This window comes from Chryseobacterium sp. Mn2064 (assembly GCF_049319685.1).
Classification (GTDB): domain Bacteria; phylum Bacteroidota; class Bacteroidia; order Flavobacteriales; family Weeksellaceae; genus Chryseobacterium.
Genome location: NZ_JBMOUE010000002.1, coordinates 413,154 through 425,993, shown reverse-complemented (window position 1 = coordinate 425,993; position 12,840 = coordinate 413,154). Strand labels below are relative to the sequence as shown.

Genomic DNA, 12,840 nt, shown 5'->3' with positions numbered 1-12,840 from the left:
GTTGAGGATTTCTAAACTTTATTTTTGGCTTCTTTTATTTTTTCTATAAATTCTTCTGGTTCACCACCAATTGTATCTTCATAATGAAGATATCCATTAATGTAATCTTCATCTTCTGATATTGCTGCTAAAAAATGCTGAAAATAATATATGATAATATTAATTGCAATTTCAGAATAGTGGAAACCTTCAGTGAATACATCTAAAAATTTGAAAAATAGATCCTTATTTTCTATAAGAGAATCGTTAATATCTTTGATAGTTCTCATTTTGAAATAAGCGAATCTTGGAATAATTCTATCAGATCCCACAGATTCAATATATTTCCATTGCATTTTATTTGCAAGAAAATTTCTTGCTTCTATTAGTATTTCATTGTCTAAATTAAATTTTTCCAAACTGGCCTTATTTATACCAACATTTTGAGGTTCAGAAATAATTAAATTCGAGACATTATTTTCATAAGTAGAGAGCTCTTTTTTCAATCTATCAAATTCTTTATCTGCTGTTTCTAATAAAGCAGATAACCTATTGAAATCTCTTTTATATTGATCTGGGATTTGGATTTTGCCTTTATATCCTAAGTCATGTTCAATTTCGGCCCAAGCATGTTGTAATATTGATCTAATTTGTATTTCGCATTTAAAGTCCTTATAAGAAGCATATTCAGTTAAAGTATCTCTTGTATTATTTAATGAAATAACTAAATGAAGTGAACGATATCCAAATTGATCATTGCTTAATTCTCTTTTGTCAATTGAATTTTCTTCGTCTATTTTGAATTCGTCTCTCATTAGTTTTTCAATGATGTCCACTTCGCTCTCTAAATGAGTTATTATTCTAATTCCTATTATGTCGGTAATATCATTTATTGAAGTATACTTATCTATTTTTTTGTCTATTTTTTTTGCTAAACTTTGGTTATCTTTAACTCGGCCAGACAGATTATGAATTATTATTTTATTTTGCTGCAACAAATCTCCAATTAAGTTTATAGTCTTGTCGCAAAAGTGTTTATAATTAGTATGCTTTTCTTGAAACTCTTGTAGTATAATTTCTTTCATAAAAATATAAAATTGGAATGTTTTCAAAAATATAAAAACAAGTATAATAATTACCTCCGTATTTCTACGGAAAAGATTATCAAATATAAACTACATCATTTATAAAACCTTACGGATTCCCATAATCTAGAAACTTCCAAACTCAAAACAACCCCTTCAGTAAACCTGCACAACCTCTCCGGAAGTTAAAAACAACCTTAAAACAAACCTCCGGAGTTCTCCGTTTGTTAAAAACAAGCTTGTTTGTGACTTCCGGAGATCTCCGGAAGTCTCCTGCAAGTTGCGGGAAACCTCCGGAGGGGTCGGGAGGTTTGTTTCAGGGGTGTTTGTAACCAAACAATTTTTTTATATCTTTAATTTGTTAATTTAAAAAAACACAAGTATGAAAATTGCACTCACTAAGCTGAGTACTAAAGACCTTGCGACTTTAGTTCAGCGAATGATCTCTAATGCCGAATCAGGAAAATACCCTGTTATTGCCAGCCACCCTTTATTGAAAACCTTACAGGATTCCTATGCTGCTTACGATAAAGTATACGCTAAGCAGATCTACAGCGGAAAAGGAAATGATGTAGCAACAGCCGACCACGAAAGAGATATAGCCTACAACAATTTGAAAGCCTTCCTGAATGGATACCGTAAGCTTGCTTTAGCCACCAATTATCATTTGGCAGAAGACCTGTATGGGGTGTTTAAAACGTTTGGACTGGATCTGGACCGACTAAGCTATTCTTCACAAACAGCTCAAATGAAAAAACTGATCGAAACATTGGAAACTTCTGAAAACAGACAGAAAATAAGTGTTCTCGGTTTGGATGCCGCTTTTACAGAAATGAAAACGAAGCACGAGGTTTTTGAAAATCTGTTTGCAGATCAGGCACAGGCTAATGCAGATCTTCGCAATATGAGCAGTGCGAGTGCGATCCGAAAGAATATGGAAAAAACACTCAAAACCTATATTAATCTGCTCACCGCAATGAAGGAAGTGCCGGGTTGGGAACTTTTCTACTCCGATGTGAATGAGCTGGTGAAAGCCGCAAAGAATTCTTCCATTGGAGAAACACCCAAATCGGAAAAACCATCTTAATACAGATAACAAACTCAACACTATGTTGAGTTTTTGTTTTTATCGTAGATAGAATCCTTGCGCCTTTACAACGTTCTGTAAAGTAATCTTTGCGTCTTTGCGATTCCCCAACAAATACTTTCCAACAAGAAAAATACAGGTTGGAAATACGCAAAGGCGCAAGGTTTTTTTATTCTTTATGATATAAGGCGCAAGTTAATCAAAGATTTTCAGCTATTATTTTCTAACTAAAAATATTTTAATGTCGGCTATTAAATTTTATCGTAGATAGAATCCTTGCGCCTTAATAATGATCTTTAAAATATTCTTTTGCGTCTTTGCGATTCTCCAACAAAGAACTTTCCAACAAAAATATACAGGTTGGAAATACGCAAAGGCGCAAGGTTTTTTATTCTTTATGATATAAGGCGCAAGTCAATAAAAGATTTTCAGCTATTATTTTCTAACTAAAAATATTTTAATGTAGGCTATTAAATTTTATCGTAGATAAAATCCTTGCGTCTTAATAATGATCTTTAGAATATTCTTTTGCGTCTTTGCGATTCTCTCCAATAAAGAACGTGCCAACAAAAATATACAGGTTGGAAATACGCAAAGGCGCAAGGTTTTTTTATTCTTTGTGTATGATATAAGGCGCAAGAAAATCAAAGATCTCCGGCTATTAAATTTTATCGTAGATAAAATCCTTGCGCCTTGGTCATGTTTTTTGAAATATTCTTTTGCGTCTTTGTAATTCTCCAACAAAGAACTTTCCAAAAAAGAATATATAGATTGGAAATACGCAAAGGCGCAAGGATTTTTTATTCTTTGTGTATGATGTAAGGCGCAATTCAATCAACGATTTTCGGCTATTAAATTTTATCTTAGATAAAATCCTTGCGTCTTGGTCATATTTTTTGAAATATTCTTTTGCGTCTTTGCGATTCTCCAACAAAGAACTTTCCAAAAAAGAATATATAGATTGGAAATAAGCAAAGGCGCAAGGATTTTTTATTCTTTGTGCATGATGTAAGGCGCAAGTCAATCAACGATTTCCGGCTATTAAATTTTATCTTAGATAAAATCCTTGCGCCTTGGTCATATTTTTTGAAATATTCTTTTGCGTCTTTGCGATTCTCCAACAAAGATCTTTCCCACAAAGAATATACAGGTTGGAAACACGCAAAGGCGCAAGGATTTTTTATTCTTTGTGTATGATGTAAGGCGCAAGAAAATCAAAGATTTTCAGCTATTATTTTTCTAATAAAAATTCTCCAAGAAAAATATATAGGTTGGAAGTTCGCAAAGGCGCAAAGATTTTATATTTTTGGATTTCATAGTAATCAAAGAAATACTAATACATCCATGAATAAAATTTTTTTCAGTCTTCTTTTTATCATTCTATTTTCAATACCTGCTTTGGCCTGCCTCAATGGTGAACAGATGGTTTTAGCCAATAGCGAGGTACTGTACGCTGACCATGAAGGGAATGTTCCATACGGACACAGCTTTAGAACAAGAGAACAATTGGAAGAATTTCTTGTGAAACTGGAAAAAGGATACCATGATACCAAAGAATTAGACTATCTGTCGGATCAGGGATTTATTCTGATCGTGTTGGGAAGATATAAAGAGGCTATTCAGCTGTATAAAAAGATAGAATCTATGAAGCCTGGCAGATATTCTACCTATTCTAACATGGGAACAGCTTACGAGCTGATAGGAGAGAATAAAGAAGCCCTGAAATGGATTGAGAAGGCCGTGAAAATCAATCCTGAATCTCATTCAGGCTCCGAATGGATTCATGTGAATATCCTGAAAGCTAAAATAAAAGGGGACGATTATATTTCCTCTATGCATCTTATCGGAAAAGACTTCGGAAATGAAGAATATCCAAAATCCAATCTAAACCTGGAAGAACTTGAAAATCTGAGAATGCAGGTGTATTATCAGCTGAACGAAAGAATATCTTTTGTAAGCCCTAAAGATAAAATTGTTGCACAGCTTTTATTTGACCTCGGTAATATTGCTTTTTTAATGGATTCCAAGGCGGATGCAGGGGACGATTATCGGTTAGCAGCAGAATACGGTTTTGACAGTTCTCTGATGGAGAAAAGACTAAAGCTTTGCCCACCCGAAGAACCTGTAGATGAAAAAGTACTGAATTATGTTCATGAATCTAAAGGTTTTGACAATATGGAAACGTTATTGTCATTGGCTGCCTTACTGTTATCGGGAATTGTTGTCTTTATTTTCAGAAAGAAAATTGCTTTACTGCTTAGATAAAATAATCACGAAGAATATTGATTTTTTTTATCTTTCCAACCTTTTGAATGATTCAAACATCCTTATTATAAAAGATACTTTATGAAAATTACCATTCCAAAGCCCTGCCATGAAAATTGGGCTGATATGACCCCTGATGAAAAAGGTAGATTTTGTGCAGTTTGTTCTAAAACCGTTCAAGATTTTACCGGATTTTCAGACGAAGAATTAGTAACGCGTTTCAATCCGGAGGAAGGTATATGTGGAAAGTTCCGGGAAGATCAGCTGAACAGAAATCTGAACTTTTCAATAGCCGGAACATTAGCGTTGGGATTATTGGTGGGCGGAAGCTTCGTGAATACAGTTCATGCCCAGGAAGTAAAGCCTCATGAAATAAAAAATACAAAACCTTCTCAAATCATAGTCGGGAAACCGTTGGCAACTGTACAACCCGTAAGGACAGGAGCTCCACTATCACAAAAAACAGCTCCGCCTTTGATTATCATTAATGGTAAAAAAAGTTCAATTGAGGAAATGAAGAAATTACCTCCTGACGATATTGAAAATGTTACTTCCCTTTTACTTGAAGATGCTGTAAAACGATATGGTAAAGATGGTAAAAACGGAGTTCTTATGATAACTACAAAAAGAAAAATAAAATAATTGAAAAAGTATACAGCACACTATCAGGAAGGAAATATCATACTGGTTTCAGATACCCAAAATGAAATCGGAAGAATAATAGAGACAAGGAAATGGTTGTATTATAAGCATTATATAGTGTTAGATTCTAAAAAATATGATATTAAAATGTAGGGTTTTTGAAGAACGATGCAGAACTGTTTGATTCCAGTACAGTTGTTTATTTTACGGATCTGGCTAAAGAAAGAATTATTAAATCGGGGCAGGGTGTACGAATTTTCTATTTTAAATTAAAAAAGACAAACCAGCTGATAGAAAAAGGAAAGCTATTAATCGAGATACGGGAAGAAAGAAAAGGATATAAACAGTCTGTTTTTTATATTGATGTTGATGAGTCTGTTGACGATTTACTCCTTCTGCTGTTTCTGCATTATTCCACAAAAGAATTTAATTCTATAGGAGATGGAGATTAAATATCCTGTTGTGATGATTGTATTTCTGCGGTTAAACAGGTAGTATACCACAGATGTTTTTAAATTAAAATTTCCGGCGATCGAAGATCGCCGGAAATTTTATTATATTGACATAAAGCCGAACCGTTTATTTCACAGCGGCAATGGCAGCTTCATAGTTAGGTTCGTGCGAGATATCAGAAACCTGTTCTTCATACACAATTTTTCCTGCAGGGTCAATGACGACCACCGCTCTGCTCAGAAGCCCTTTCATAGGAGAATCTATCATTTCTACGCCATAATTCCATCCGAAATCGGAACGGAAATCTGAAAGCATCACAACATTATTAATTCCCTCTGCGCCACAGAATCTTTTCTGTGCAAAAGGCAAATCTTTCGAAATACAAAGCACTATGGTATTAGGCAGATTTCCAGCCTGCTCATTGAAATGATGAACAGATGCAGAACAAACTCCTGTATCTACACTTGGGAAGATATTTAAAATGACATACCTTCCTTTGTAAGAATCCAAACTCTGGTCATTCATATTAACATCGGTAAGGGTAAACTTGGGAGCCGGTTTATTGAGGGCCGGTAAATGAGCATAAGTACGTACAGGTTCTCCTTTCATCAAAACAGTATTGGGGGTTTTGGTATTTTGGGCGAAACTCACCGCAGAAAAGAATAACAGGGTACTGAAAACGAATTTTGAAAACATGAAATTTATTTTTAAGCTAAATTATTCTTTTTTTAGGAGGTAACGTTAATTTTAATTTAAATAGAGTAAATCTATTAACAGGTTATTTTTTGCAAAGAATTTTACCTCTACCTTTATACTATCAAACCTCCGATATCAGGAGTATTATAATCACATTAAAAAAATAGAAAGACGTATGAATTCAGAAAAGACATCATCATTCCAAGATATTTTTAAAAACGAAAACGATATCCCGGAAGAATATAAAGTTCCGGTGATTCACCAGAAAACCTATCTTTTGAATGGTGAACTTGTAGAGTGGAAGGGAGAAGTTACCAATATTTATTCTCCGGTATGCATTCCTACAGAAAACGGTTTAGAAAGAAAGCTATTGGGAAGTATCCCGAATATAGGCCCGGAAGAAGCTATGGAGGTATTGGAAGCCTGTGTAAAAGCATATGATAACGGGCTTGGAGAGTGGCCTACCATGTCTGTAGAAGGAAGAATAAAATGTATGCAGAAGTTTGTATACCTGATGATTCAGCAGCGTGATCTGATCATTAAATTATTAATGTGGGAGATCGGCAAAACACTGGCAGATTCTACCAAAGAATTTGACCGTACTGTAGATTATATCAACCAGACCATTGATGCTTTGAAGGATCTCGACAGAGAATCTTCACGCTTTCAGCAGGCAGAAGGCACCATTGCTCAGATCAGAAGAGCTCCATTGGGAGTAGTACTGAGTATGGGACCGTTCAACTATCCTTTGAATGAGATTTTCACCACACTGATTCCTGCTTTGATTATGGGAAATACCATTCTGTTTAAACTGCCAAAACATGGAGTTCTTGCCCATTATCCTTTATTGAACGCCTTTAAAGAAGCTTTCCCGAAAGGAACAGTGAATACCTTATACGGAAAAGGATCTGAAATTATTACACCGATCATGGAAAGCGGAAAAGTGAATGTTCTTGCTTTTATCGGATCAAGTAAAGTAGCCAATGGCTTGAAGAAGCTGCATCCGAAAGTGAACCGTTTAAGAGCAATCTTGAGCCTCGATGCTAAAAATGCCGCAATTGTTACCAAGAATGCAGATCTTGACGTAGCGGTAAGTGAATGTATTCTAGGTGCACTTTCTTTCAACGGACAGCGTTGCACAGCTTTGAAACTGATCTTTGTACAGAAAGAAGTGGCAGCAGAGTTTACAAAAAGACTAAGTGAATCGGTTTCTGCGCTAAAACCAGGACTGCCTTGGGAAAAAGAGGTAAAGGTAACTCCGCTTCCGGAAGTGAACAAACCTCCTTATCTGAAAGAGTGTATTGATGATGCTCTGCTTAAAGGAGCTACCGTTTTAAATAAAAACGGAGGATATACGGAAGAGTCTTTTGTATTTCCGGCGGTAGTATATCCTGTAAACAGTGATATGAAGCTGTATCATGAAGAGCAGTTTGGGCCGGTGATTCCTGTGGTTCCGTTTGAAGATATTGAGGAACCGATAGAGTATCAGGTGAATGCTTCTCATGGGATGCAGGTAAGTATTTTCAGTGAAGATCCTCATGAAGTAGCTCAGCTGATCGATCCTTTTGTGAATCTTGTAAGCCGTGTGAATATTAACTGCCAGGCACAACGCGGACCGGATGTGTTTCCGTTTACAGGCAGAAAAGACAGCGCGGAAGGAACGCTTTCTGTATTTGATGCGCTTCGTTCGTTCTCGATAAGATCTTTGGTAGCCGCCAAACTGACGGATTCTAACAAAACATTATTAAATACAATAGTAAGAGAACATGATTCAAACTTTTTAAGTACAGACTATATTTTTTAGTAATTATTTTCAAATCCATTTAACATAAAATAAAAATCCTCAATAAACAGTAATGTTTTTTGAGGATTTTTTTAACTTGATGCCGGGAAATAAGTTTTGTGTTATAATGGGGGTAATATCTTTTTTTGATAGTACCCAATGATTTGTCTGTGCTATGTCTTCACGGGAAAAAGAATTTTTAGAGAAAATTGAAAAGCACAAAGGTGTTGTTTTCAAGATCTCTAAAATGTATATGGATAATAAGGACGATCAGAATGACCTCTATCAGGAGATCATTTACCAGGCCTGGAAATCATATGGTGATTTTCAGAAGAGAAGTGATTTCTCGACGTGGCTGTACAGAACTGCGCTCAATACTGCAATTGTTTTTCTCCGAAGTGAAAAAAAACGTAGTTTTATCCAGAATCAGGATATTGACGGACTGCGTACTCCTCAGGAACCTTACAATGATACGGATGACCGGAATATGAAGTTGATGTACGAAGCAATTCATCAGTTGAGTCCTATCGATAAGGCGCTTATTTTTTTCTTTCTGGAGGATTTTTCAGGCAAAGAAATTGCTCAACAGCTTGGAATAACGGAAGTGAATGCGAGGGTAAAGCTAAAAAGGGCCAAAGAAAAGTTGAAAGAGATTATTGCAAAACAGCAAAGGACAGGTTCAAATTAAAAAACAAGACCATGGAGCTAGACAATTTTAAAGAACTTTGGAATAAAGATACAGGACAGGAGCCTCCTGAAATTTCTCTTGAAAAACAAAGGGAGATCCATTCTCCGTTGCAAATGCTGAAAATCAATATGAAAACTGAGTTTTGGCTGATGGTTATTACGCTGCCAATGCTTTTGATCGGTTTTCCGTTTGCTTCGGGTGATTCCAACATTAAGATCATTTCTATATTTGTAACTGTTCTGACGCTTGCTTTCATGGCGTATTTCTACTCCAGATTCCGTAAGCTTTATAAACTGCTTCGGAAGAACAGTATCAATACAAATTATGATCTTTTTAATCTTAAAACACAGCTTCTTGTCTCTAAACAAATCTACATCTCCTATTATATTGCTTATATTCCTTTAGGGTTTCTTTTATCCTTGATCAAAATCAACTTTCATTTTGAAATGGAGTATAATGTGGCGATTTTTGGGATCAGCCTTTTGATTACGCTTCTTTTGATCGCTTTTATGATAAAATATTGGATCTACTATATGTACGGCAGATATATTGATGATGTTGTACGCTTGGTAGACGAGCTTAATGGGGTAGAAGTGAAGCCTCTGGCAGAAAAGAAAAAAAGCTGGTTTGAGCGGTCCCAAAAGTTCTTTATGAAGAGAATGGGAATCAAAGGAAATATCCTGAATACAGTCATTTGGTTTATATCTGTTTATATTTTCATTATTGTATTTCTGACACTGGTGCTTTTAGCTGTCATTATTATTGGAGCTAAGTTGGATTTTATAGAGATCAGAAGTTTGCAGAGAGCTTTAAACAGGCTGAATTAAAGGACACTTCATCATTTCGTTAAAAAATACATCTTCTCTAAGAAGAAGTTAGAAAAGCTGTCAGTAGAAATATTGACAGCTTTTTTTGAAAAAGTATGTAACATTTTTGCTTTTTTTCTACTAACTGTTAAATATTTAATGAAATATAGGTGTGATTTATAATGTCATTTGTCATACTTAGCATTTAAAATAAAACCCTAAAAACAGTACTATCCTAGGAAAATAGTAGTTATTAAAAAACACAAAATGAGAGCCTGACAGTATTTTCTGTTGGGTTTTTTTATTTTTTTGTATCTATATGTAACATTTTTTCTGAATGAAAACTAACTCTATAGAGTAACAAGTTATGACCTCATTAGAACAAGAGTTTATAAATAAGATAGAAAAGCATAAGGGAATCATTTTTAAGATTTCCAAAATGTACATGACTGAAAAAGACGATCGTAATGATCTTTTTCAGGAAATTACCTATCAGCTATGGAAAGCGTATCCGGGTTTTAGAGGAGAAAGCGAGTTTTCAACCTGGTTATACAGAATTGCTTTAAATACGGCTATCATCTTCCTGAGATCTGAAAAGAGAAGAAGTTTTATTGCGAATGAAGATTTCTCCAATCAAATCATTGCCCAGGAAGAGTATGATTATGCTAAAGAAGAAAAACTGTCTGAAATGTATACTGCTATTCATCAGCTCAATCCTATCGATAAAGCTTTTATATTCTATTATCTGGAAGATTTTTCAGGAAAGCAAATTGCTGACGAAATGGGAATTTCCGAAGGCAATGCCAGAGTAAAAATGAATCGAGCAAAGAATAAACTGAAAGATATCTTAAGCCAAAATAAAAAATAGTACAACATTAAATCTGCAACCTCATGAATATCGATGAATTGAAAAATACCTGGAATGAAGATATGACGGAAGAAACCCCGGAAATAAGTATCGAGCAACGAAATAAAATTAATCTCCCCCTGGAAAAGATGCGTAAAAATATGCGAAAGGAATTCTGGTGGATAATCGTCATTTTTATTTTTGCATTTTTGGTGTGCTCTATATGCCAACCTTTTAAACTTCAACTGTATATCACCGTTTTGATCGCTTCAATGCTTATTGTCACGGTGTTCTTTTTCAGTAAGTTTTTTAAAATTTACAAGGAGATCAGTAATCCTGTACTTCAAACCTATGATTCTCTGAGAGATCTTGTGATGCAGCTTAATCTTAATAAACAGTATTATCTTTCGTATTATATCAGTTTCGCTCCGTTTCTGGTTTGTGAAATCCTGATCGTACTTGAGTTTATTCCCTGGCCTAAACCTTTGAGCGAAGTAAAGATTGCGACCATATTAATAAGTACTGTGATAGGCGGATTGTTTTTGCTTTATATAGTTGGTAAGTTTTGGTTTCACCATTACTATGGAAGATATATAAAACATATTGAAAGTCTTTTGGAAGATTTGAAAAAATAAACACTGACTCGGCGGGCTTTCAGCCCGCCGAAACTATGTTTTACCATTAAATAATGATCTTATTTATTTTTTTCTTTGGCGATTTCGTTCTTTATCCAATCCAGTTGAGGATCTTTTTTATCAATGATATCCTGCATGGTTTCTTTTACCACAACATCGGGAAGAACTCCTTTTTTGGAATCTGTAAAATCAATATTAGGCTGTACGAGAAGAAGTCCTATTGGAAATTTGATTTCTGAATTGGGTAGTTTCTGAAAAGAATAAAAACCAGCCACTGTTCCATCGTTGGCTCCACCCGTTTCTTCTCCTACAAGAGTTGCTCTTTTATCATTTTTAAGCTTTGAAGTAATGATAGAAGATGCAGAGAAACTTCCTCCGTTAATCAATACAAAAACTTTCCCATGAAAGGCTTCCTTATTGGGTTTTGTAGGTTTGTCCGCTTTCATTTTATAGAATATCTTTCCGTCTTTTTTATAAGTACTGAAAGCCTGACCAAAAAAGTAGCTTGGATAGGTAATACTTTTATAAGCATATTCCAAAGGAGAACTTTTTCTGAAGTAATTGGTCCTCAATGGAGTGATTCGGGACGTTACCTGAGAAGGTTTTATCAAGGTAAAAGGCTGGTCTGTTAAATAAGAATACAGATTGTTGATCTCATAAAGAGAACCTCCGTAATTATTTCTTACATCAATGATGAGGTATTCTGAATTGGCGTTTTTAATCTGTGAAAAAGTTTTTTTATAGAATTTATCAGAATAATCTCTTGAAAAACTTCTTACTTTGATATAAGCTATGGAACTGTCTTTATCAAGAAATCTGAAGCTTCTATTATAAGAATTGCTGGAAGCCACATAATCGTTGAGTTTCTTTTCCTGAGTTCTTTTTTGCATTTCCTTATCTTTTTCGAGATCCGTATCAGATTTGGACTCTCTGCTTAGGTTATACGTGTGCTTTTGCCCTTTATATAAGGTTTCAAGGGTTGCTTTGCTGGAAAGTCCATGCTCTGCGGTATAAAAGTTAAAGAAAAGATCTTTTAAAAAATAAGACTGAAATGTTGTATTATAACCATCACTGCTGATCAGACTTCTGTATTTTTTAATATAATCTGAAACCGGAATGGCATTGATGGATAAAATTTCTGTACCGGGCTGTATATTTTCAATAGAATCCCGGTTTTGAATAATAAACATTTTGTCTCCTTCTACATAATACTCAAAACGGCTGAACAACCCTTTCTGATGTTCAAATTTTTTAATTTCACTTTTCGTAAACTTCTTTCTGGGAATTCTTAAAGAGAGATGCCCTTCACGAATTCCGGCAATGACAGGCTGAAATTTAAAATAAAACTGAAGAGGAGTAAGCGGTTCTGTAATGGTTTTCTTAAGACTGTCAAACTTAAGTTCCAGTTCCTTCTTGGGAATATACCAGTACAGTTGAGGGTGCATCTGCTGCAATTTAGCATAAGCATAATCTACGTCCTCTCTAAGTTTCTCGGGGGAAATACATGAAGCCCGCTGTTCGTTATGTCTTCTGATAGAAGCACAGGATGAAAGAATAGCGAGAAGAAATATCATCAAATAATTTTTCAATGTATTTTGAGTTTTTAAGCTGCTAAAATAGAAAGATTTAAGATAACGATCATCCAAATGAATAATAAATTTTCCGAAAAACATACTAAAATTAGTTAAAAAGCTGTAAGCTAATCAGTCCTGTTTTTGAACCGGTTTTAACTTTGCTCAATCAGTGTATTTTTACTCCGAAAAGTTACAACGGTTATAGAAGAGATATATTGTTTTCATTTCTAATACTTGTCGCTTGACTTTTACTCCGTTGTTTGATGCTTTTTAAGTAAAAAAATAAAACAGCCTTTTCAT

13 protein-coding genes are annotated in these 12,840 nt (G+C 34.7%); 10 read left to right on the top strand and 3 right to left on the bottom strand.

Features of this window, described 5'->3' with window-relative positions:
• Nucleotides 1-11: 11 nt before the first annotated feature.
• The gene (locus ACL9RH_RS09070; protein WP_422693041.1) at nt 12-1,064 is read right to left on the bottom strand and encodes a GTP pyrophosphokinase; all 1,053 of its coding nucleotides are present in this window, start codon (nt 1,062-1,064) and stop codon (nt 12-14) included.
• Nucleotides 1,065-1,446: 382 nt separating this feature from the next.
• On the opposite strand from ACL9RH_RS09070, the gene ACL9RH_RS09065 reads away from it, so the two are divergent.
• From ACL9RH_RS09065 to ACL9RH_RS09045, 5 genes are all read left to right on the top strand, one after another.
• A complete protein-coding gene (locus ACL9RH_RS09065; protein ID WP_422693040.1) occupies nt 1,447-2,151 on the top strand; it encodes a DUF6261 family protein in 705 nt (234 codons plus the stop codon).
• 1,344 nt (nt 2,152-3,495) lie between these two features.
• The gene (locus ACL9RH_RS09060; RefSeq protein ID WP_422693039.1) at nt 3,496-4,416 is read left to right on the top strand and encodes a tetratricopeptide repeat protein; all 921 of its coding nucleotides are present in this window, start codon (nt 3,496-3,498) and stop codon (nt 4,414-4,416) included.
• An 81-nt stretch (nt 4,417-4,497) separates the two neighbouring features.
• A complete protein-coding gene (locus ACL9RH_RS09055; protein WP_422693038.1) occupies nt 4,498-5,058 on the top strand; it encodes a hypothetical protein in 561 nt (186 codons plus the stop codon).
• Nucleotides 5,059-5,211 carry a hypothetical protein gene (locus ACL9RH_RS09050; protein ID WP_422693037.1) on the top strand — a complete coding sequence of 51 codons (153 nt, stop codon included), beginning with the start codon at nt 5,059-5,061 and terminating at the stop codon, nt 5,209-5,211.
• Nucleotides 5,212-5,216: 5 nt separating this feature from the next.
• Nucleotides 5,217-5,510 (top strand): hypothetical protein, encoded by a 294-nt coding sequence (locus tag ACL9RH_RS09045; RefSeq protein WP_422693036.1) that lies wholly within the window; start codon nt 5,217-5,219, stop codon nt 5,508-5,510.
• Between the two features lie 127 nt (nt 5,511-5,637).
• On the opposite strand, the gene tpx is transcribed toward ACL9RH_RS09045, so the two are convergent.
• Nucleotides 5,638-6,207 carry a thiol peroxidase gene (gene tpx, locus ACL9RH_RS09040; protein WP_422693035.1) on the bottom strand — a complete coding sequence of 190 codons (570 nt, stop codon included), beginning with the start codon at nt 6,205-6,207 and terminating at the stop codon, nt 5,638-5,640.
• A gap of 175 nt (nt 6,208-6,382) precedes the next feature.
• Between tpx and ACL9RH_RS09035 the strand changes: the two genes are divergently transcribed.
• The 5 genes from ACL9RH_RS09035 to ACL9RH_RS09015 all read left to right on the top strand — a co-directional run bounded on the left by ACL9RH_RS09035 (nt 6,383) and on the right by ACL9RH_RS09015 (nt 10,966).
• Nucleotides 6,383-8,011 carry an NADP-dependent glyceraldehyde-3-phosphate dehydrogenase gene (locus ACL9RH_RS09035; RefSeq protein WP_422693034.1) on the top strand — a complete coding sequence of 543 codons (1,629 nt, stop codon included), beginning with the start codon at nt 6,383-6,385 and terminating at the stop codon, nt 8,009-8,011.
• A 154-nt stretch (nt 8,012-8,165) separates the two neighbouring features.
• Nucleotides 8,166-8,678 carry an RNA polymerase sigma factor gene (locus ACL9RH_RS09030; protein ID WP_422693033.1) on the top strand — a complete coding sequence of 171 codons (513 nt, stop codon included), beginning with the start codon at nt 8,166-8,168 and terminating at the stop codon, nt 8,676-8,678.
• Between the two features lie 11 nt (nt 8,679-8,689).
• Nucleotides 8,690-9,505 (top strand): hypothetical protein, encoded by an 816-nt coding sequence (locus tag ACL9RH_RS09025; RefSeq protein WP_422693032.1) that lies wholly within the window; start codon nt 8,690-8,692, stop codon nt 9,503-9,505.
• Between the two features lie 346 nt (nt 9,506-9,851).
• On the top strand, nt 9,852-10,352 hold the full coding sequence (locus tag ACL9RH_RS09020) for an RNA polymerase sigma factor (RefSeq protein ID WP_422693031.1): 501 nt from the start codon (nt 9,852-9,854) through the stop codon (nt 10,350-10,352).
• 23 nt (nt 10,353-10,375) lie between these two features.
• On the top strand, nt 10,376-10,966 hold the full coding sequence (locus ACL9RH_RS09015) for a hypothetical protein (RefSeq protein ID WP_422693030.1): 591 nt from the start codon (nt 10,376-10,378) through the stop codon (nt 10,964-10,966).
• 59 nt (nt 10,967-11,025) lie between these two features.
• Here the strand turns inward: ACL9RH_RS09015 and ACL9RH_RS09010 are convergent, their stop codons facing one another.
• Nucleotides 11,026-12,540: a S41 family peptidase gene (locus ACL9RH_RS09010; protein WP_422693029.1), complete on the bottom strand. Its 1,515-nt coding sequence runs from the start codon at nt 12,538-12,540 to the stop codon at nt 11,026-11,028.
• Between the last annotated feature and the right edge of the window lie 300 nt (nt 12,541-12,840).